Annotated in this window: 23 protein-coding genes and 2 other annotated features; of the genes, 14 read left to right on the forward strand and 9 right to left on the reverse strand. The window is 36.6% G+C overall.

Going from position 1 to position 19570, the window contains the following annotated elements; genetic code table 11:
- Window positions 1-7: 7 nt before the first annotated feature.
- From VF726_RS00530 to VF726_RS00560, 7 genes are all read left to right on the forward strand, one after another.
- A complete protein-coding gene (locus VF726_RS00530; RefSeq protein WP_087957774.1) occupies window positions 8-688 on the forward strand; it encodes a glycosyltransferase family protein in 681 nt (226 codons plus the stop codon).
- Between the two features lie 14 nt (window positions 689-702).
- Window positions 703-1440, forward strand: a complete 738-nt coding sequence (locus VF726_RS00535; protein WP_440165050.1) for a sugar phosphate nucleotidyltransferase — start codon at window positions 703-705, stop codon at window positions 1438-1440.
- Window positions 1441-1448: 8 nt separating this feature from the next.
- Window positions 1449-1994, forward strand: a complete 546-nt coding sequence (rfbC, locus tag VF726_RS00540; RefSeq protein WP_440165052.1) for a dTDP-4-dehydrorhamnose 3,5-epimerase — start codon at window positions 1449-1451, stop codon at window positions 1992-1994.
- A gap of 15 nt (window positions 1995-2009) precedes the next feature.
- Entirely contained in the window at window positions 2010-2981 is a 972-nt protein-coding gene (gene rfbB / locus VF726_RS00545) for a dTDP-glucose 4,6-dehydratase (RefSeq protein ID WP_440165054.1), read from the forward strand.
- A gap of 11 nt (window positions 2982-2992) precedes the next feature.
- Complete coding sequence (gene rfbD, locus VF726_RS00550; protein WP_440165056.1) at window positions 2993-3847, forward strand: dTDP-4-dehydrorhamnose reductase; 855 nt, start codon at window positions 2993-2995, stop codon at window positions 3845-3847.
- 109 nt (window positions 3848-3956) lie between these two features.
- Window positions 3957-4727, forward strand: a complete 771-nt coding sequence (gene fabI / locus VF726_RS00555) for an enoyl-ACP reductase FabI (RefSeq protein ID WP_000421885.1) — start codon at window positions 3957-3959, stop codon at window positions 4725-4727.
- 141 nt (window positions 4728-4868) lie between these two features.
- Window positions 4869-5420, forward strand: coding sequence for a spore coat CotO family protein (locus VF726_RS00560; protein WP_440165059.1), 552 nt, complete (start codon window positions 4869-4871; stop codon window positions 5418-5420).
- Between the two features lie 60 nt (window positions 5421-5480).
- Here VF726_RS00560 and exsY read toward each other — a convergent pair whose 3' ends face one another.
- Window positions 5481-5939, reverse strand: a complete 459-nt coding sequence (exsY, locus tag VF726_RS00565) for an exosporium assembly protein ExsY (protein ID WP_440165061.1) — start codon at window positions 5937-5939, stop codon at window positions 5481-5483.
- 127 nt (window positions 5940-6066) lie between these two features.
- Here exsY and VF726_RS00570 point away from each other — a divergent pair, with 127 nt between their 5' ends.
- On the forward strand, window positions 6067-6426 hold the full coding sequence (locus VF726_RS00570; protein WP_000899662.1) for a DUF1360 domain-containing protein: 360 nt from the start codon (window positions 6067-6069) through the stop codon (window positions 6424-6426).
- A gap of 101 nt (window positions 6427-6527) precedes the next feature.
- Complete coding sequence (locus tag VF726_RS00575; protein ID WP_440165063.1) at window positions 6528-6713, forward strand: cytochrome C oxidase subunit III; 186 nt, start codon at window positions 6528-6530, stop codon at window positions 6711-6713.
- Between the two features lie 76 nt (window positions 6714-6789).
- Here the strand turns inward: VF726_RS00575 and exsF are convergent, their stop codons facing one another.
- The 6 genes from exsF to VF726_RS00605 form a co-directional block, all read right to left on the reverse strand.
- Complete coding sequence (gene exsF, locus VF726_RS00580) at window positions 6790-7293, reverse strand: exosporium protein ExsF (RefSeq protein ID WP_440165065.1); 504 nt, start codon at window positions 7291-7293, stop codon at window positions 6790-6792.
- Between the two features lie 161 nt (window positions 7294-7454).
- The gene (gene cotY, locus VF726_RS00585) at window positions 7455-7937 is read right to left on the reverse strand and encodes a spore coat protein CotY (RefSeq protein ID WP_440165067.1); all 483 of its coding nucleotides are present in this window, start codon (window positions 7935-7937) and stop codon (window positions 7455-7457) included.
- A 143-nt stretch (window positions 7938-8080) separates the two neighbouring features.
- Window positions 8081-10147 carry an ATP-dependent helicase gene (locus tag VF726_RS00590; protein WP_440165069.1) on the reverse strand — a complete coding sequence of 689 codons (2067 nt, stop codon included), beginning with the start codon at window positions 10145-10147 and terminating at the stop codon, window positions 8081-8083.
- 99 nt (window positions 10148-10246) lie between these two features.
- On the reverse strand, window positions 10247-10669 hold the full coding sequence (locus tag VF726_RS00595; RefSeq protein WP_048526727.1) for a GNAT family N-acetyltransferase: 423 nt from the start codon (window positions 10667-10669) through the stop codon (window positions 10247-10249).
- A 1-nt stretch (window position 10670) separates the two neighbouring features.
- Window positions 10671-11189: a YjcG family protein gene (locus tag VF726_RS00600; RefSeq protein ID WP_087957795.1), complete on the reverse strand. Its 519-nt coding sequence runs from the start codon at window positions 11187-11189 to the stop codon at window positions 10671-10673.
- A 92-nt stretch (window positions 11190-11281) separates the two neighbouring features.
- Entirely contained in the window at window positions 11282-12013 is a 732-nt protein-coding gene (locus VF726_RS00605; RefSeq protein WP_440165073.1) for an alpha/beta hydrolase, read from the reverse strand.
- Window positions 12014-12212: 199 nt separating this feature from the next.
- Here VF726_RS00605 and VF726_RS00610 point away from each other — a divergent pair, with 199 nt between their 5' ends.
- Entirely contained in the window at window positions 12213-13124 is a 912-nt protein-coding gene (locus VF726_RS00610) for a DMT family transporter (RefSeq protein WP_440165075.1), read from the forward strand.
- Window positions 13125-13201: 77 nt separating this feature from the next.
- Window positions 13202-13597 (forward strand): PH domain-containing protein, encoded by a 396-nt coding sequence (locus VF726_RS00615; RefSeq protein WP_440165077.1) that lies wholly within the window; start codon window positions 13202-13204, stop codon window positions 13595-13597.
- A gap of 24 nt (window positions 13598-13621) precedes the next feature.
- Here the strand turns inward: VF726_RS00615 and VF726_RS00620 are convergent, their stop codons facing one another.
- Together VF726_RS00620 and putP are read right to left on the reverse strand one after the other, a co-directional pair.
- Window positions 13622-14020, reverse strand: coding sequence for an Ig-like domain-containing protein (locus VF726_RS00620; RefSeq protein ID WP_440165079.1), 399 nt, complete (start codon window positions 14018-14020; stop codon window positions 13622-13624).
- A 163-nt stretch (window positions 14021-14183) separates the two neighbouring features.
- Window positions 14184-15662: a sodium/proline symporter PutP gene (gene putP, locus VF726_RS00625; protein ID WP_440165081.1), complete on the reverse strand. Its 1479-nt coding sequence runs from the start codon at window positions 15660-15662 to the stop codon at window positions 14184-14186.
- A 306-nt stretch (window positions 15663-15968) separates the two neighbouring features.
- Window positions 15969-16206: a binding site (T-box leader), on the forward strand.
- Window positions 16207-16248: 42 nt separating this feature from the next.
- Window positions 16249-16493: a binding site (T-box leader), on the forward strand.
- Window positions 16494-16545: 52 nt separating this feature from the next.
- Here putP and trpE point away from each other — a divergent pair.
- Genes trpE through trpD form a run of 3 tightly spaced genes read left to right on the forward strand, consistent with a single transcriptional unit; the run spans window position 16546 to window position 19570 of the window.
- Window positions 16546-17964 (forward strand): anthranilate synthase component I, encoded by a 1419-nt coding sequence (gene trpE, locus VF726_RS00630; protein WP_440165083.1) that lies wholly within the window; start codon window positions 16546-16548, stop codon window positions 17962-17964.
- Window positions 17961-18548, forward strand: coding sequence for an aminodeoxychorismate/anthranilate synthase component II (locus VF726_RS00635; protein ID WP_000636341.1), 588 nt, complete (start codon window positions 17961-17963; stop codon window positions 18546-18548). Before trpE ends, VF726_RS00635 begins: the two co-directional genes overlap by 4 nt.
- A complete protein-coding gene (trpD, locus tag VF726_RS00640) occupies window positions 18545-19570 on the forward strand; it encodes an anthranilate phosphoribosyltransferase (RefSeq protein WP_440165085.1) in 1026 nt (341 codons plus the stop codon). The genes VF726_RS00635 and trpD overlap by 4 nt, the downstream gene beginning before the upstream one ends.

Raw genomic sequence — 19570 nt, forward strand, 5'->3', positions numbered from 1 at the left:
CTACAAAATGAAAGATCATACAATATTAGTCGTTGTTTGTATAAATAATGAAGAGCTGTTTGAACAATGTGAGAGACAAATAAGAAATCTTTTTGTTCCCCCTGGTTATGTCGTACAAATTTTTCCGATACGAGATGCGAAAAGTATGGCAAGTGCATACAACCGAGCACTTTCATATCCCGCGAAGTATAAGGTTTATATACATCAAGATACGTATCTTATTAATCGAGATATGTTTTATACACTCATTTCTCTTTTTAAAGATAATGAAAAACTCGGTTTAATTGGCGTAGCTGGAGCCCAGTTTTTACCGAGCAACGGGATATGGTGGGAAGGGAAAAATTTAGTAGGGAAAGTGATTGAGTACAGAAGACAGAATTATCAATTATTAAATTTAGACCAGCTGTTTTATGGGAATCAATCATTTATGTCAGTTCAGGCAATTGATGGATTATTAATGGCCACACAATATGATATTCCGTGGCGAGAAGACTTGTTTCAAGGATTTCACTTTTATGATGTTTCGCAGTCTTTAGAGTTTCAAAAGGCGGGTTATTTAATTGGTATCCCTAATCAAGCGAATTTATGGTGTATTCACTACAATGGGGATGAGTTTGATGCGGATACATATGAGAAATATCGGAAAGTGTTTGTAGAACATTACAAAGATATACTATCTCCATCATAAGGGAGAGATGCAGGATGAAAGGAATTATTTTAGCTGGTGGAACGGGATCGAGATTATATCCAATAACGAAAGTAACGAATAAACATTTGCTTCCTGTTGGACGTTATCCAATGATTTATCATGCGGTATATAAGCTAAAACAATGCGAGATTACAGATATTATGATTATTACAGGTAAAGAGCATATGGGAGATGTTGTTAGTTTTTTAGGAAGCGGTCAAGAGTTTGGCGTGTCCTTTACGTATCGTGTGCAAGATAAGGCTGGCGGAATTGCGCAAGCGTTAGGGCTTTGTGAGAGTTTCGTCGGAAAAGATCGTATGGTAGTTATATTAGGGGATAATATCTTTTCTGATGACATTCGTCCGTACGTTGAAGAGTTTGCAAATCAAAAAGAAGGTGCGAAAGTACTGCTGCAATCTGTAGATGATCCGGAGAGGTTTGGTGTAGCAAATATTCAAAACCGAAAAATAATTGAAATTGAAGAAAAGCCGAAAGAGCCGAAAAGTTCTTATGCAGTCACGGGAATTTATTTGTATGATCAAAAAGTCTTTTCTTATATAAAAGAATTGAAACCTTCCGCAAGGGGAGAACTTGAAATTACAGATATTAATAATTGGTATTTAAAACGAGGGGTACTTACTTACAATGAAATGAGCGGTTGGTGGACGGATGCGGGAACTCATGTTTCTCTTCAAAAGGCGAATACGTTAGCGCGTGATATAAACTTTGGGAAACAGTTTAACGGAGAATAGGTGAGAATATGAAAGTTGTAGAAACAAACTTTACCGACGCAAAATTGTTAGAACCGAGGTTATTTGGAGATGAGCGTGGCTTTTTTACTGAAAGTTATAATAAGAAGGTGCTAGAAACATTAGGGATTACGTATTCATTTGTACAGGATAATGTTTCGTATTCAGCAGAAGCGGGAACGATTCGGGGATTGCACTTTCAAAAAAATCCGAAAGCACAAACGAAACTTATTCAAGTTATGCAAGGAGCAATCTATGATGTTATCGTTGATTTGCGAAAAGATTCACCCACGTTTAGGCAGTGGAGAGGATATATTTTAAGTGCGGATAATCATCGGCAATTATTAGTGCCAAAAGGATTTGCACATGGATTTTGTACGCTTGTTCCGCATACGATTGTTATGTATAAAGTAGATGAGTATTATAGTGCTGATCATGACTCAGGGGTACTTTGGAGCGATAAAGAATTAGCAATTCCATGGCCAGTAACAAGTCCTATTTTGTCTGACAAAGATAGAATATTACCGTCACTTCAGGACTGTAAAGATAGCTTTTGAGTAGGGGAGTTGTTTATGAATATATTAGTAACAGGTGGGGCCGGATTTATTGGAAGTAATTTTGTTCATTACATGTTACAAAGCTATGAAACATATAAAATTATTAATTTCGATGCATTAACATATAGCGGGAATTTAAATAACGTGAAGTCTCTTCAAGATCATCCGAATTACTCTTTTGTAAAAGGGGAAATTCAAAATGGAGAGCTGGTGGAGCATGTTATTAAGGAACGTGACGTACAAGTAATTGTCAATTTCGCAGCTGAATCACATGTGGACCGTAGTATTGAAAATCCGATTCCTTTTTATGATACAAATATAATTGGGACAGTCACCTTATTAGAATTAGTTAGAAAATATCCGCATATTAAACTTGTGCAAGTATCAACAGATGAGGTGTACGGCTCTTTAGGGAAAATAGGTCGATTTACCGAGGAAACCCCGTTAGCTCCAAATAGTCCGTATTCTTCAAGCAAAGCGAGCGCTGACATGATAGCCTTATCTTATTATAAAACGTATCAATTACCAGTTATAGTAACGCGTTGCTCCAATAACTATGGGCCGTATCAATATCCGGAAAAATTAATTCCGTTAATGGTTACGAATGCGCTAGAAGGAAAGAAGCTACCGTTATATGGCGATGGATTAAATGTAAGAGATTGGTTACATGTAACGGATCATTGTAGTGCGATTGACGTTGTTTTGCATAAGGGACGTGTAGGAGAAGTATATAATATAGGTGGAAATAATGAAAAGACAAATGTAGATGTTGTGGAACAAATTATCACTCTTTTAGGAAAAACGAAAAAAGATATTGAATATGTTACAGACCGTTTAGGTCATGATCGTCGTTATGCGATTGATGCACAAAAGATGAAGAATGAGCTAGATTGGGAGCCTCAGTATACATTTGAACAAGGGCTGAAAGAAACGGTGGAATGGTATGAACATCATAAGGAATGGTGGAAACCACTAAAAGAAAAGTAAGGGGCATATAAATGAAAGAACGGATTATCATAACAGGAGCAAACGGTCAATTGGGAAAGCAACTACAAGAAGAGCTAAATCCTGAAGAATATGACATATATCCATTTGATAAAAAGTTACTAGATATAACAAATATATCCCGAATGCAGCAAGTGGTACAAGAAATAAAGCCACATATCATTATTCATTGTGCAGCGTATACGAAGGTTGATCATGCTGAGAAAGAACAAGATCTTGCGTATAGAATAAATGCAATAGGAGCTCGAAATGTAGCGGTGGCTTCACAATTAGTAGGGGCGAAATTAGTTTATATTAGTACTGATTATGTATTTCAGGGCGACAGACCGGAAGGGTATGATGAATTTCATAATCCGGCGCCAATAAATATATACGGAGCCTCTAAGTATGCGGGAGAGCAATTCGTCAAAGAGTTACATAATAAATATTTTATCGTTCGCACATCGTGGTTATATGGTAAGTATGGAAATAATTTCGTGAAAACGATGATGCGATTAGGGAAAGAAAGAGAAGAAGTATCTGTTGTAGCAGATCAAACTGGTTCTCCTACTTATGTGGCGGATTTAAATGTGATGATTAATAAGCTCATTCATACTTCTTTATACGGTACGTATCATGTATCAAATAGAGGATCATGCTCTTGGTTTGAATTTGCAAAGAAAATATATTCATATGCAAATATGAAAGTGAATGTATTACCTGTTTCAACGGAAGAATTTGGGGCGGCAGCAGCGAGACCGAAATATTCTGTTTTTCAACATAACATGCTACGATTAAATGGTTTTTTACAAATGCCTTCTTGGGAAGAAGGATTAGAGCGGTTTTTTATAGAAACAAAAAGTCATTAACAAAATTTAAGTTAATGACTTTTTTGTTTGCCTTTAAGAGGTTTTATGGTACTATAATTATAGTATCAGGTACTAATAACAAGTATAAGTAATTCTGGGAGGATATATCATGGAACTATTACAAGGGAAAACATTTGTTGTTATGGGCGTTGCGAACCAAAGAAGTATTGCGTGGGGAATTGCTCGCTCTTTGCATAATGCAGGTGCAAAATTAATCTTCACATATGCAGGAGAACGTTTAGAGAGAAACGTTCGTGAATTAGCGGACACATTAGAAGGACAAGAATCACTTGTATTACCTTGTGATGTAACAAATGATGAAGAACTTACAGCTTGCTTTGAAACAATCAAGCAAGAAGTTGGTACAATTCACGGTGTAGCGCACTGTATTGCTTTTGCAAATCGTGACGACTTAAAAGGTGAATTTGTAGACACTTCTCGCGATGGATTTTTACTTGCACAAAATATTAGTGCATTCTCTTTAACAGCTGTAGCAAGAGAAGCGAAGAAAGTAATGACAGAAGGCGGAAATATTTTAACGTTAACATACCTTGGTGGCGAGCGCGTTGTGAAAAACTATAACGTTATGGGTGTTGCGAAAGCTTCATTAGAAGCGAGCGTGAAATATTTAGCGAACGATTTAGGTCAACATGGCATTCGCGTTAACGCGATTTCTGCAGGGCCAATTCGTACGTTATCTGCAAAAGGTGTAGGTGACTTTAACTCAATCTTAAGAGAAATTGAGGAGCGCGCACCACTTCGCCGTACAACAACTCCGGAAGAAGTTGGGGATACAGCCGTATTCTTATTCAGTGATTTAGCACGCGGCGTAACAGGAGAAAACATTCACGTTGATTCAGGATATCATATCCTAGGATAAATATAATATGAATTTTTAAAGGACAATCTCTACATGTTGAGATTGTCCTTTTTATTTGTTCTTAGAAAGAACGATTTTTAACGAAAGTTCTTACCACGTTATGAATATAACTATAATAGTACACGATTTATTCAGCTACGTATGGAAGTGGGAGGGACGGGTGTGAAGAATAAAAATAAAAGTTCAACAGTTGGAAAACCGTTGTTATATATTGCACAAGTAAGTTTAGAACTTGCTGCACCGAAAATAAAAAGAATTATTTTAACAAACTTTGAAAATGATGATCGAAAAGAGGAAAGTAATAGAAACGAAAATGTTGTAAGTAGTGCTGTGGAAGAGGTAATAGAACAACAAGAACAACAAGAACAACAAGAACAACAACAAGAAGAGCAGCAAGTAGAAGAAACGATAGAAGAAGAGGAACAAGTACAAGAGCAGCAAGAGTCAGTGAGAACTGTTCCATATAATAAATCATTTAAGGATATGAATAATGATGAAAAAATTCATTTTTTATTAAATCGTCCTCATTACATTCCGAAAGTAAGGTGCAGAATAAAAACGGCTACAGTTTCTTATATTGGATCAATCATATCGTATCGTAATGGCATTGTATCCATTATGCCGCAAAATAGTATGAGAGATATTAAGTTGTCTATAGATGATATCCAATCGATTAGTATGGCCGGATTTTAAATATGTAAAGGTGGTAGAAATCTTCTACCACCCTAATAGTTTTTTAGTTTACTTCACTTATTAGATAGAAACGTCGCGTAAGCACTGAATCGCACAGAAGCAGCTTAAATCAACAGTAAGACAAGTGTTAGTCGATACTAATCTTGCATTTGGTACAGCTAAAAACGTACAAATTGGATCATTATCAGGTGGTACAGGAGAAGTATCACCTAATACTACAGTTAATACACGTAATACAGCACAGCTATCATCATCTACACTTTCCACACGGAAAATTGGAGATCGGCAGCTAGAAAGGCTTGCAGTTGGTGCAAATGCTTCAAAAGGTTCTCCAGTTTTTGTGTATAAAATAAAAGGGCGTGTATTAGCTACTGAAGCACTATTGTGTGCTCCTAAAAATGGGATTTCACAACCAGATCCACACGTTGTTGTAGAACAATCTTGTAATTCATTGATGAATTTTACAACGTCAACTACACAATGAGAAGGGCTATGGTGTTTATTTTCGTTACAACTCATTAATGTCACTCCTTATCTTCTTGTTTGTATTTACATTAATAAGATATTGGAGTTGAGGAGATTTGGTCACAACCTCAAGACCTTTTTTTTTAAATAGGCGAAAGAGAGAATAAGGGAAGGTGGAATCATGCTGTTTACAAGTTGGCTTTTATTTTTTATTTTCGCGTTAGCAGCTTTTAGGCTCACCCGTTTAATTGTGTATGATAAAATTACAGCTTTTTTGCGAAGACCGTTTATTGATGAATTAGAGATTACAGAGCCAGATGGAAGTGTATCAACTTTTACAAAAGTAAAAGGTAAAGGATTAAGAAAGTGGATTGGCGAATTATTAAGCTGTTATTGGTGTACAGGTGTATGGGTTAGTGCTTTTTTATTAGTTTTATATAATTGGATCCCTATCGTTGCAGAGCCGTTACTTGCATTATTAGCTATTGCAGGAGCAGCAGCAATCATTGAAACGATTACAGGATACTTTATGGGAGAATAATATATTTTCATAATACGAGAAAAAGCGGAGTTTAAAAGAATGAGGGAACGGAAATAAAGAGTTGTTCATATAGTAAATAGACAGAATTGACAGTAGAGGAGATGTTTGCTGTGAGCAATAATCCAAGGCAAAATTCATATGACCTGCAGCAATGGTATCACATGCAGCAACAACACCAATTGCAACAACAGGCATATCAAGAACAATTGCAACAACAAGGATTTGTGAAGAAAAAGGGATGTAATTGCGGGAAAAAGAAGAATACTATTAAACACTATGAAGAATGAAACACTCATGTTACTGTGAGTGTTTTTTATTATAAATATAAAAAGCGGTATTTCAAAGGAGAAATACCGCTTTTTACTAGCTAATTTGTGCAACTGTTAATGCTGCAGCACGGATGTCTACAGTTCCAATTAACTCAACTGGTACAATTTGAATTAAATCGCCAGGGTTTAAGTTAATCAGAATAACACCACTGGATACGTCTACTTCACCAGTACCGATAACGTTAGAACGAACTGCTGTACCTGATCCAGGAATAATGTTAGCTGGCGTACCTAATGATAAGAAGAAACGACCAGCTTCTGGTGCAACAGGAACGTTATCAAGACTAATCGTTAATGTATAACTAATTTGATAAATACCAGCTCGTAGAATTCGAATGCCATCTCCGACACTTACTGTATCATTTATTACTGGAACAGTAATATTTGGGTTTGGACTTACGCTAGGTAATAGTAATGGTGTGAATAATGAAGCGAACTGAGGTGCAGACGCGTTGAAAGCAAAACCGAAGGCAGGTAGTGTACTAGCTGGTTTCGCCTCACAATCGATTTTAGTAAATTCGCAATCAGAAGAGAACATGTTTTTCACTCCTTTATCTGTTTCTACTTTCAGTTAATGAAAAGGACAGGTTCTATGTTCTAGACAAGTTCCCAATTTTATAAAAAATACATAATAATACCTTTTAAGCATGGATTGGGTGGCAGAAAATTCTGCCACCCAATCCATGCTTAAATCAGTATTTAGCTTTGTATAGAAACATCACGTAAGCATTGAATAGCACAGAAGCAACTTAAATCAACAGTAAGACAAGCGGAGGTTGACACTAATCTGGCATTTGGTACAGCTAAAAATGTACAAATCGGATCATTATCAGGTGGTACAGGAGAAGTATCACCTAATACTACAGTTAATACACGCAATACAGCGCAATCATCATCATCTATACTCTCCACACGGAAAATTGGAGATCGGCAGCTAGAAAGACTTGCAGTTGGTGCAAATGCTTTAAAAGGTTCTCCAGTTTTTGTGTATAAAATAAAAGGGCGTGTATTTGCTACAGATGCACTATTATGTGCTCCTAAAAATGGAACTTCGCAACCAGATCCGCATGTTGTCGTTGCACATTCTTGTAGTTCATGTATAAAACGAACGACATTTGATACACAGTTGAAATCACAATCGTGATGATGATGATGATGGTCTTCGTTACAATTGCAGCTCATTATGTTCACTCCTTATCGTGAGTTCTGACATACACTATTACAATATGAACGGAATATGGTTGATATTACGTTAATTCTTATGATAAAAACAAGGAATTTATATAGTAGGGATGTACATAATGCAATATGAAAAAAAGACATCCTTATGTAGTGGATGTCTTTTCAGGTAAATCTTTTCGTACAGTATACAAAAAGCGAGATATATCTAATTTTTTTCCTCTAAAAAATTGTGGAGAAGAAATGTACAATTCTTCTTTCGCACGTGTAATTGCGACATAAAGTAGTCGGCGTTCTTCTTCTAAAGCTTCAGAAGTCTCTGTAACACGATCATTTGCATCTTTTAAAGAAGAAGTATGGGGCAGAATACCATCGCTCGCTCCAAGTAAAAAGACGCATGGAAATTCAAGGCCTTTTGCGTTATGAATAGACATAAGTGAAACAGCATCTTTTTGCGGCATTGTTTTTAATGCTTCCATTTCCTTTTGACCTTGAATTGCTTCATCAATGAATTGTAAATAAGCTGGAATATCAGTGAAGCGATTTGCCGACTCCATTAATTCTTCTAACATTTCTTCTTGTATATCTTTATGCATCGTAAAGGAAGAACGATCGTTACTTTGTAAGTACTCTAAATACTTTCCTTTACCATGAATAATTTCTTTTAATGCTTTTTTCGGTTCTAATTCTTTTATAAATTTAATAAAATCGATACGCTCATTTACCTTTTTCACTTGAAAAGGTTTTAAGCTCGGATTTAATAATAAGAAATGAAGAAGAGAAGGGAAACGACCTTCACCATATTTCCATTGTTCACGTTCAATAAATGAAATACAATCATCACGCCCGATATACATCGTTGGCAATATGTTTGAAAGTGATTCTAATCGAAATGGTTCAATCACTAGTCGTAAATGATCCAATACAGGCTTAATTAATGAATGTTCATAAAATGATTGGCTCGCACCGTGCTTAATAAACGGGATTTTGTGAATGGTAAGCTGATCCAGTAATGAACGGCTTACAGAATGTGTGCGATACAGCAAACAAAAATCTTTATAATTTCGTTCACCACTATCTACTTTTTCTTGAATGAGCTGCAAAATTTGATTTGCTTCATCAAGAGTCGTAGCAGGTCTTGCGTAAAAAGGTTGTACACCTTCTTCACGAACAGAATATAGCTCTTTATCAAACCGTTCTTGATTTAGTTTGATAACTTCATTTCCAAGTCCGACGATAAAAGGATTGGATCGATAATTCGTATTAAGGGCGATAATCGTAGTGTTATCAAACTCTTTTGGAAAAGATAAAATAATTTGGTGACTTGCTCCTCGCCAGCCGTATATCGCTTGGTCGTCATCACCTGCGATAAATAAATTATTTCTTGGCGTGGCTAACAATTTTACAATTTCATATTGTGCATACGATGTATCTTGAAACTCATCTACTTCAATATAGTGGAACCGTTGTTGTAATTGGGTAAGCAAAGGAGCATTATTTTCTAACATATAATATGTTTCTAATAAGATGTCATCAAAATCGATATAATTATATCGTTGTTTCACTTCTTCAAAACGCTCGTATACTTCTTTAAATTCTTGTTCAACAGGTGTTTTTGCTTTTACATCTTTCGGACGATTCAATTTGTTTTTCTCAAGTGAAATCATCGCGAGCATCGTTTCAGCATCATAATCGTCTTTTAAGCGTAATTCTTTTAAAATTTTCTTTATCATAATTTGTTTATGTTTTTCGTTTGCTAAAATTTGCTGATTATATCCTTGACTACGAAGCAATTTTAAAAAGACAGAGTGGAACGTACCAGCAACAACGTAGCTACTTGCTGCGTGATTCATACCGGGTAAATTCGCTACACGATTTCGAATCTCTTCAGCCGCTTTTTGGGTAAATGTAAGCAATAAAATATTGCGCGGATGAACTTGTTTTACATTTACTAAATAACCTACACGAGTTGTTAAAACAGATGTTTTCCCGCTTCCGGCACCAGCTAATGTAAGAACAGGACCTTCTGTCGTTCGTACGGCCTCTAATTGTTTTTCGTTTAAAAAGACATTTTGCTGTTCGAGAGCGCGGAAATACGCTGCATCTGCATCTTCTTCCATAATTAAATGGGTAGATGTTTTCGGAATATGATATGTTGCACGCGGGATATCAGCGTGCGTTAATGATTTTTGTGAAAATTTTTCTTGTGTCATATATTCACCTTCAAAACTATAGCATCAACATTTAACTTTAGCGGAAGAAAAAGAAAATAGCAATGTAAAAAACAGGAGGGGACACCTCCTGTTTTCAAATTACAATTCTTTTATCATAACGATGTGAGGAATATTTGCTTCCATGAATACATCAGAGTTCGTTACATATCCAAGTTTCTTATAGAAATCTTCAGCATGTGTTTGAGCATGCAGCTTTAATTTTGGTAGCGAGTTTTCCTTCGCATATGCTTCAAGTGCATCCATAACAATTTTTCCAATACCTTTTTTACGATGGGAAGCTAGTACGCAAATACGTTCCATTTTTCCAATCCCATCAATGGTGCGAAAACGTCCAGCACCAACAGGAACATCATTATCATATATAACAACGTGTATAGAAGTTTCTTCAAACTCATCATACTCTTCTTCGGCAGAAACTTGTTGTTCATTCACAAATACTTGCTTACGTACAGAGAATGCATCTCTTAGTTGTTCGTCTGTTTGTACGATCTGTGCGTGCAAATTAGTTGTTCCCCTTTCCAAGGTGGAATGTTTCGTGTACAGTCCATGTTCCGTTTTCTAATTGATATAGAAGATGGAAGCGATCAATTGGTTGTTCATAATAGAAATCTTTCATACGTAATCGACCTAATACGTCAGCATGCTCTGCATCTGATAAGCCTTGTCCAATTGTTAAATGAGGTACGAAAGCGTATTCGCGTTCTTGTGTAAAGAACCCGTTATGCATTTCCTCATTTAAGAAAGTAAGTTCTGGTGTTTTTTCTACTTTAAAATAAAGAACATTATTAACAGGTGCGAATGAACCAACCTTCCCAACATGAAGGGTGAAAGGGTTCGTTTTACTTGCGATTGTATGTAACTCGTTTACAATCGATTCTAATTGTTCATCTTGCGTCTCAAAGGGTGTTTTCAATGTAATATGTGGCGGAACTAATGCGTAATGCGGATCATAACGTTTACGCAATCCGTTCGCTTTATCTTGAATCATTTTAGATGGAAAAATTACAATACCTAATTTCATGTTCCAATTCCTCCCTTTGTAAGTCTAGTTAGATTTTGAGAAAATACCTCTCTTAATCTATTATATCAAATTATTCTGAATACTGCTCTCTATTATTTCATTGATAGCATATGAGAGAAAGCTTTCGGTAAATCAGTTTGCCAATATTTCCACGTATGATTACCTTCAAACTCCTCGTAATGTGTAATGAAGTTTCTATCTGTTAGAAGCGTATTAAGATTACGGTTCGGCCCTACGAAATCAGATACTTGTCCGTCCGTGCGTTTTACAGCTGTTTCTTCTGTTCCAATGACGTGATAAAGTTCTAACGCCTCCGGATTTTTGAACTCTGTTACTAAATTCATCACGGTTTCGTCCACAAATGGTGATTGCATAACGACTTTACCGAATGTATGCGGATACATAAGTGCAGTCATGAAGGAAACTGTTCCACCAAGAGAATCACCAATTAACACACGCCCTTTTCCCATTTGGTACGTTGGATAGTTTTCATCGATATATGGTGCAAGTTCATGAGCGAGGAAACGAATATAAGCAGCGTTTTTTACTTCATTTGGGAAATATTTTTCTTTACGATCGTGTACATTTTTATATGGAATACCGACAATAATTGTACGGTCAATTTCTTCAGTTTCACGAAGGCGCTCAATTACACGGTGCGCTTTACCAAGCTGAAAGTAATCTCTACCATCTTGTGCAATGACAACTGTATGTTTGTGCAGTGGTGTGTAATTTACCGGTAAGTAAACGAGAAGTGTAACATCTTCTTGAAGTGATGCGCTATAAAATGAAATTTCTTCAATTCTCCCTATTGTTTGATTCATGTGGATCCCCCTAAATAAAAATTTACTGTAATGATTGTAAGAGCGACGCTTGTAGTGAAAAAGAAATATCCACTAATAGGTGCCTTCATTTCTATTTTACCATAATGGTACGAAGAATCTAAAAAATTAGTATTTAAGTTATGAAAGAAAACGGATATAATGAAGTGGGATTTTTGACAGGTGAGAGGGGAGACGGAATTTGAAACAAGAAAAATCAATCGCACTACCATTAGCTATTTCCATTATAGCCATTTCATTCGCAGCAGTTTTTGTAAAGATGTCCTCAGCACCATCTTCCATATTAAGTATGTATCGATTATGGATTATCGTACTTATTATGCTGCCTATCGTTTGGAAAAAACGGGATGAGTTTAGTAAGATTCAAATAAAAGATTGGGGATTTTTAATTGGATCTGGTTTCTTTTTAGCACTTCATTTTCTATTATGGTTTGAATCTTTAAAGCATACGACAGTTGCGAGTTCGACGATTATTTTAGCGCTTCAACCAATCGTATCTTTAATTGGAGGTTTTTTCTTATTTAAAGAAAGAACAACATACTCAGCTATTGCAACAATGGGAATTGCGATATTAGGCGTAATGTGTATTGGTTGGGGAGATTTAGGGCTAAGTGAACAAGCAATTTACGGAGATATATTATCCTTTTTAAGTGTAATAGCGGTTGTCGGTTATTTATTTATCGGGCAAACGACAGTAAAGAAAGTATCACATTGGATTTACAGCTTTACAGTCTTTGCATTCGCAGGTATCTTTATGGGAATTTATAATATAGTATGGCAAGTGCCTTTTACAGGTTATTCGAAGTGGGACTGGACCGTATTTCTTTTACTTGCGGTCGTACCGACAGTGTCACACGTCATTAATAATTGGTTATTAAACTACGTAAATGCAACAACAATTTCAATGAGTATTTTAGGGGAACCAGTTGGAGCATCTATACTAGCGTTCTTCTTACTCGGGGAAAGACTAAATGCAATGCAAATTATCGGTAGCATGCTCGTATTGTTTGGAGTATCTGTGTTCTTACTACAGCAACAAAAACGAACAGCAAAAAATGTAGTAAACGAGCCGGCGTATACACAGGAATTATAGTATTAGGGGAAGAAAAGAGAAGTTGTAATACTTCTCTTTTTGTTTTATAAAAATACGGGCATAGAAAGGGGGAGGAAATGGAATTCCCATCAAAAAAAGATGTATGGTTATATCCGATTTTTTTCGTTGTCATTGGAGCGTGTTTTGCTCCCCTATTTGCAGGTAGAGAATATTTTCTTTTATTTTTTACAATTCCATTAGCAATATTATTTATGTGGAGTTGGTTTTCGACAAAATACATCGTCGGAGAAGAAACAATTACAATTAGATCAGGTCTCGTTAAAAACCGCATATTTATACGAGATATAAAACAAATTTCAAATACGAAAAATCCAATTGCGGCTCATGCTTTATCATTTGATCGGCTTGAAATTGTTTACGGAGCGCATCAAACAGAAATCATTTCTCCTAAAGATAAAGCACAATTCATCAATCTCGTTACAAGTAAAAATTCACACATTGAAGTGAAGTAAAAGAGTGGCTACGAGGCCACTCTTTTACTTTGGGTTTGTCATATAAGGTTGTACATGAATCATGCATAGGTCACGGAACTTTCCTTCAGCAGTTGTGACAATTACGACTGCTCTTCCCGCACTTTTTCCAGTAATCGTTACCGTATCCCCTTTTGGGTACATTGTGATAACATCAGCGTTCATATTTGTCCAAGTAAGTTCTGTATTCGTCGCTTGCACTGGCAAAACGGAAGCTGATAACTCAGTGCTTTGTCCCGTTCTTACTTTCAACTTATTTTTTTCCATATGAACACCGATGACTGAAATAACAGAAGGAGCAATTGTAATTTTGGGTGGATTAGGTTGTATGTTTAAAGAAGATGTAGAAGTATTTGTGATAGGTGAAAATTTTCGTGTTTGTTGTTGCTGGAAAGCTGCTAACATGTTGGAGTCCCCTTTCTGTATAAGTGCTGATAGTATTACTATAAAGGAGTAGTGTTATGTTTAATTTAACGAAACATAAAGAAATTGTTAAATTCGAGCAGAAGATTGTCGAACTTTGATATAAAGAAAGCTCCGCTGTTACGATAACAGCAGAGCTTTCCCTTTATAGATTATGACTATGTTGTTTTTCGAAATTCTCAAATTGCTCTTCAACTTCTTTTGAAGGTTGTGTTAGTAAACTAACAATTATGATTGCTATTAAACTAATAGCAAAACCAGGAATCATTTCATATAAGAATTTTGTTAAGAATTCAAATTGAGTCCATATAATAACAGTAGCGGCACCAGAAATCATACCAGCAAGCGCGCCCCATTTCGTCATATGTTTCCAATATAAGCTTAATAAAATAGCAGGTCCGAATGAAGAACCAAATCCAGCCCAAGCGTATCCAACAAGAGCTAAAATCGTATCATTTTGTTTAAACGCTAAAGCGCACCCAACTAATGCAATAACAAGTACAGCCATACGACCGACAAATACAAGTTCTTTATCAGAAGCAGAACGTTTAAAGAATGTACGATATAAATCTTCCGTTACTGCACTCGAAGTAACGAGTAACTGAGATGAGATTGTACTCATAATAGCTGCTAAAATAGCGGCTAATAAAAATCCAGTAATAAGTGGATGGAATAAAATTTTTCCTAGTTCAAGGAAAATTGTTTCTGGGTTAGACAATGTTAACTCTTGTTGTGAATAGTAAGCAATACCGATAAGACCAGTAAACATAGCTCCGACAACAGAGAAAATCATCCAGCTCATACCAATTCTTCGTGCGCTTTTAAGTTCTTTTACAGACGAAATTGCCATAAAGCGTACGATAATATGAGGTTGTCCAACATAACCAAGGCCCCATGCGAATAGAGAAATCATTCCTAAAGTAGAGGCACCTTTAAAAATATCTAAACGTGTTGGATCTACAGATTGAATTGTATCAAATGCAGGTCCAAGTCCGTTCGAATTCATAATTGTTACAATAGGAACAAGAATAAGAGCAATTACCATAATGATTCCTTGCACGAAGTCTGTCCAACTTACTGCTAAGAAACCACCAAATAATGTGTAAGCTACAACAACGCCTGCAACAATGAATAATCCAACGTGGTAGTTCATACCGAATGAATTTTCAAATAATACAGCGCCTGAAACAAGTCCTGAAGCTACATAAAAAGTAAAGAAAATCATAATAACAAGTCCGGATACTAAACGTAGCATATGAGATTTGTCGTGGAAACGGTGTTCCAAAAATTCTGGGATAGTAATAGAGTTGTTTGCAATTTCAGAGTAGGTACGTAAGCGAGGAGCGACATATAGCCAGTTTGCATATGCGCCTAGTGTTAGGCCAATCGCAATCCAACTACTACTTAATCCAACGCTAAACATTGCACCGGGTAATCCCATTAAAAGCCAACCACTCATATCGGATGCTCCAGCGCTTAATGCTGTTACTGCGGGGCCTAGTGTACGCCCGCCAAGCATATAATCTGTTAAGTTGGACGTTCGTTTATAGGCGAAATAGCCAATGACTAACATCCCGAGCATGTAAATAGAGATAGAAGTTAAAGTTAACATCTGCGTACTCATGTAGTTCCCCTTCCTTTTGTCATGTCTTTTGATGCGTTATGCATAATTATAATCTATCATGATTATTCTGAAAAATCCATACAGAAATATGAATTTTCAGAAATGTAAGCGTTTTTTGATATCATTTTACTTTTTTAATATATAATATTCATACAAAAAACCTTATTTTTAATAGAGTATTTATTATATTTACATAAAAAGAGGTTGTTTTGTCAATATAATATTGAAAGGAGAGAAAAATAAAATTTTTTAAAAAGTATTGACTTATGAAAAAAGTAAGGTCTATAATGAATGCAACTTAAAAAAATGCAAGCGTTGATGAAGAAGAGTACACATGATGAACATGTCAGAGAGCTGATGGTTGGTGCGAATCAGTATGGGATTAATGTGGAATGGGCTTCGGAGCTTCCAAACCGAAACGAAAGAAGTAGGCTTTGGCGACATGATCTCATCGATATAAGAGACACGTATTGTTTTTGATACGGTAAAGTGCGTTACATTTGTAACGAATTAAGGTGGCACCACGGGAGTACCCGTCCTTTCTATAGGATGAGTACTCCCTTTTTGTGTACAAAAAATTAAATAAATGAAATCGTTGAAGTAAGAAGAGTACGTATATTGGAGACGTTACAGAGAGCCGGGGATAGGTGGGAGCCCGGTGCGGTGCCATATACGGAATGGGCTTACGAGAGGTATGCTGAACAATTTTTTTCAGTAGGCAACCCGGGTTCCGCCGTTACAAGGATAAGGTATATATTTTGTACCTGAACAAAGCGGGATGCTTTTGCGTCCAACATGAGGTGGTACCACGGTAAATTTATCGTCCTCTACATATTTTCGATATGTAGAGGACTTTTTTATTTTTCAGATTGAGGTGAAAGGCATGATAACAAAAGAGGAATTTATGAAACAAAAAGAAGAGGGAAGAGCATTTTTAGTAATCGCTGAAGAAGAAGGAGATAGCATTACGCCAATTTCTTTATATAGACGTATGAAGGGAAAGAAAAAGTTTTTATTAGAAAGTTCGCAGCTTCATCAAGATAAAGGACGCTATTCTTACTTAGGGTGTAATCCGTATGGCGAAGTGAAAAGCGTCGGTACGGAAGTGGAACGAACGATTTACGGCCGGGCAGAAAAGCTGCAAGGTAACGTGCTACAAGTGTTAGAAGAAGAAACCCGGTCAGCTCAAGTAGACGGTCCATTCCCGTTTTGCGGAGGAGCAGTTGGTTATATTGGCTATGACGTTATTCGGCAATATGAAAAAATTGGAGCAGATTTACACGATCCACTAAATATTCCAGAAGTACACCTGTTACTGTACCGTGAGTTTATCGTGTATGACCACTTACGCCAAAAATTATCATTTGTATATGTATGCAGGGAAGATGATGCAGCTTCTTATGAAGAAGTATATGAAAGATTGCAAGTATATAAAGAGGAAGTGCTAAAGGGAGAAGAAGCGGAAGTAACTGAAATAAGATCAACATTATCATTCACTTCTTCTATAACGGAAAAAGAATTTTGCGCGATGGTAGAAACAGCGAAAGAATACATCGGGGCCGGGGACATATTCCAAGTCGTATTATCTCAGCGTTTGCAAAGTGAATGTATTGGTGATCCATTCGCGTTATACCGAAAACTTCGAATTGCAAATCCATCACCATATATGTTCTATATTGATTTTCAAGATTATGTTGTACTCGGTTCTTCGCCAGAAAGTTTGCTATCGGTAAGAGAGAATAAAGTGATGACGAATCCAATTGCCGGTACGAGGCCGAGAGGGAAAACGAAGCAGGAAGATGCGGAAATCGAAAAAGAACTGTTAGAAGATGAGAAAGAACGAGCGGAGCACATGATGCTTGTAGATCTTGGGCGAAATGATATTGGCAGAGTAAGTGAAATTGGCTCTGTGACGATAGATAAATATATGAAAGTAGAAAAATACTCTCACGTCATGCACATTGTATCCGAAGTTTACGGAACATTGCGAAAACGAATGAGTGGATTTGATGCATTAGCGTATTGCTTGCCAGCAGGAACAGTGTCAGGTGCTCCGAAAATTAGAGCGATGGAAATTATAAATGAGCTAGAGAATGAAAAAAGAAATGTATACGCAGGTGCAGTTGGATACGTTAGTTTTTCAGGGAATCTTGATATGGCGCTCGCCATTCGAACGATGGTTGTAAAGGATGAAAAAGCATACGTTCAGGCAGGAGCAGGAATTGTTTATGATTCAGACCCAGTAGCTGAATATGAAGAAACGTTAAATAAAGCGAGAGCACTATTGGAGGTAATGAAATGATTGTACTGATTGATAATTACGATTCATTCACATATAACTTGTATCAACTGTTAGGTGAATACGAAGAAGATATTGTTGTCGTAAGAAATGATCAAATAACGATCGAACAGCTAGAAGGGATGAATCCAACAGGAATTGTACTTTCACCAGGACCAGGAAAACCAGAGGATGCTGGCATTTGTATCGAAGTGATTCGTCATTTTTATAAGAACGTTCCCATATTAGGTATTTGCCTCGGACACCAGGCAATTATATCAGCATTTGGAGGAGAAATTGTTAGAGCGGAGCGCATTAAACACGGAAAAACATCTCGTGTGAAACATAACGGGACGTCAATCTTTTCGTACGTGACACAGCCGCTAACAGCGATGCGCTACCATTCCCTTGTTGCAGCGCAAACGAGTTTACCAGAGTGTTTTGACATACTAGCGACAGCGATGGATGACGGAGAAATTATGGCAGTTCGTCACAATTATTACCCGCTATTCGGATTACAGTTTCATCCAGAATCAATCGCGACAGAAGAAGGCGGAAAGTTAATACGTGCCTTTTTAACAGAAGTGAAGGAGGAGGAAAGAGTATGAATAATTATCTTCGTAAATTAGTGGAGGGACAACATTTAACAGAAGAGGAAATGTATAAAGCAGGGCTTCTTTTATTAAATGAAAACATATTGGAAAGTGAAATTGCAGCTTTCTTAGTCTTACTGAAAGCGAAAGGTGAAACAGCAGAAGAAATATACGGCCTCGTTCGAGCACTTCGTGAAAAGGCATTACCGTTTTTGAACCATATACAAGGAGCAATGGACAATTGCGGAACGGGTGGTGACGGTGCCCAAACGTTTAATATTAGTACAACATCGGCATTTGTACTGGCAGGAGCTGGCGTAAAGGTTGCAAAACACGGTAACCGTGCTGTATCTAGTAAAACAGGAAGTGCAGATTTATTAGAAGAACTCGGTGTAAATATTAGCAGTACACCAAACGAAATTGATTATTTATTAGAGCATGTCGGCATTGCATTTTTATTCGCACCAGCGATGCATCCAGCATTAAGACGCATTATGAAAATAAGAAAAGAATTAAATGTGCCGACGATCTTTAATTTAATTGGCCCTTTAACAAATCCGGTGAATTTAGAAACACAATTTGTCGGTATTTATAAACGAGACATGTTACTACCAGTTGCGCAAGTATTACAGAAACTAGGAAGAAAGCAAGCACTTGTTGTAAACGGAAGTGGATTTTTAGATGAAGCATCATTACAAGGAGAAAATCATGTTGTCATTTTGAAAGGTAATGAAATAGTAGAAACGAGTATTGGACCTGAGAAATACGGTTTCAAAATAGTGAAAAATGAAGAGATTAGAGGCGGGAATTCAAAAGAAAATGCAAAGATTACGCTCGGGGTATTAAGCGGAGAAAAGAGTGTTTACCGCGATACTGTTTTATTAAATGCAGGTCTAGCTCTTTTTGCAAATGGAAAAGCAGAAACGATTGAAGAAGGAATTAAACTAGCAAAGCATAGCATTGACTCTGGAAAAGCATTAGCCAAACTAAACTTATTAATTGCAGCAAGTAATGAAAAATTAGAAAGGGTGAATTAA

The sequence above is a fragment of the Bacillus sp. Brlt_9 genome, from assembly GCF_051948935.1.
Taxonomy (GTDB): domain Bacteria; phylum Bacillota; class Bacilli; order Bacillales; family Bacillaceae_G; genus Bacillus_A.

Bases quoted from the DNA above. Each gene is read 5' to 3' on its own strand.
- VF726_RS00530 (WP_087957774.1), top strand. From the start codon at position 8: ATGAAAGATCATACAATATTAGTCGTTGTTTGTATAAATAATGAAGAG.
- VF726_RS00535 (WP_440165050.1), top strand. From the start codon at position 703: ATGAAAGGAATTATTTTAGCTGGTGGAACGGGATCGAGATTATATCCA.
- rfbC (WP_440165052.1), top strand. From the start codon at position 1,449: ATGAAAGTTGTAGAAACAAACTTTACCGACGCAAAATTGTTAGAACCG.
- rfbB (WP_440165054.1), top strand. From the start codon at position 2,010: ATGAATATATTAGTAACAGGTGGGGCCGGATTTATTGGAAGTAATTTT.
- rfbD (WP_440165056.1), top strand. From the start codon at position 2,993: ATGAAAGAACGGATTATCATAACAGGAGCAAACGGTCAATTGGGAAAG.
- fabI (WP_000421885.1), top strand. From the start codon at position 3,957: ATGGAACTATTACAAGGGAAAACATTTGTTGTTATGGGCGTTGCGAAC.
- VF726_RS00560 (WP_440165059.1), top strand. From the start codon at position 4,869: ATGGAAGTGGGAGGGACGGGTGTGAAGAATAAAAATAAAAGTTCAACA.
- exsY (WP_440165061.1), bottom strand. From the start codon at position 5,939: ATGAGTTGTAACGAAAATAAACACCATAGCCCTTCTCATTGTGTAGTT.
- VF726_RS00570 (WP_000899662.1), top strand. From the start codon at position 6,067: ATGCTGTTTACAAGTTGGCTTTTATTTTTTATTTTCGCGTTAGCAGCT.
- VF726_RS00575 (WP_440165063.1), top strand. From the start codon at position 6,528: ATGTTTGCTGTGAGCAATAATCCAAGGCAAAATTCATATGACCTGCAG.
- exsF (WP_440165065.1), bottom strand. From the start codon at position 7,293: ATGTTCTCTTCTGATTGCGAATTTACTAAAATCGATTGTGAGGCGAAA.
- cotY (WP_440165067.1), bottom strand. From the start codon at position 7,937: ATGAGCTGCAATTGTAACGAAGACCATCATCATCATCATCACGATTGT.
- VF726_RS00590 (WP_440165069.1), bottom strand. From the start codon at position 10,147: ATGACACAAGAAAAATTTTCACAAAAATCATTAACGCACGCTGATATC.
- VF726_RS00600 (WP_087957795.1), bottom strand. From the start codon at position 11,189: ATGAAATTAGGTATTGTAATTTTTCCATCTAAAATGATTCAAGATAAA.
- VF726_RS00605 (WP_440165073.1), bottom strand. From the start codon at position 12,013: ATGAATCAAACAATAGGGAGAATTGAAGAAATTTCATTTTATAGCGCA.
- VF726_RS00615 (WP_440165077.1), top strand. From the start codon at position 13,202: ATGGAATTCCCATCAAAAAAAGATGTATGGTTATATCCGATTTTTTTC.
- VF726_RS00620 (WP_440165079.1), bottom strand. From the start codon at position 14,020: ATGTTAGCAGCTTTCCAGCAACAACAAACACGAAAATTTTCACCTATC.
- putP (WP_440165081.1), bottom strand. From the start codon at position 15,662: ATGAGTACGCAGATGTTAACTTTAACTTCTATCTCTATTTACATGCTC.
- trpE (WP_440165083.1), top strand. From the start codon at position 16,546: ATGATAACAAAAGAGGAATTTATGAAACAAAAAGAAGAGGGAAGAGCA.
- VF726_RS00635 (WP_000636341.1), top strand. From the start codon at position 17,961: ATGATTGTACTGATTGATAATTACGATTCATTCACATATAACTTGTAT.
- trpD (WP_440165085.1), top strand. From the start codon at position 18,545: ATGAATAATTATCTTCGTAAATTAGTGGAGGGACAACATTTAACAGAA.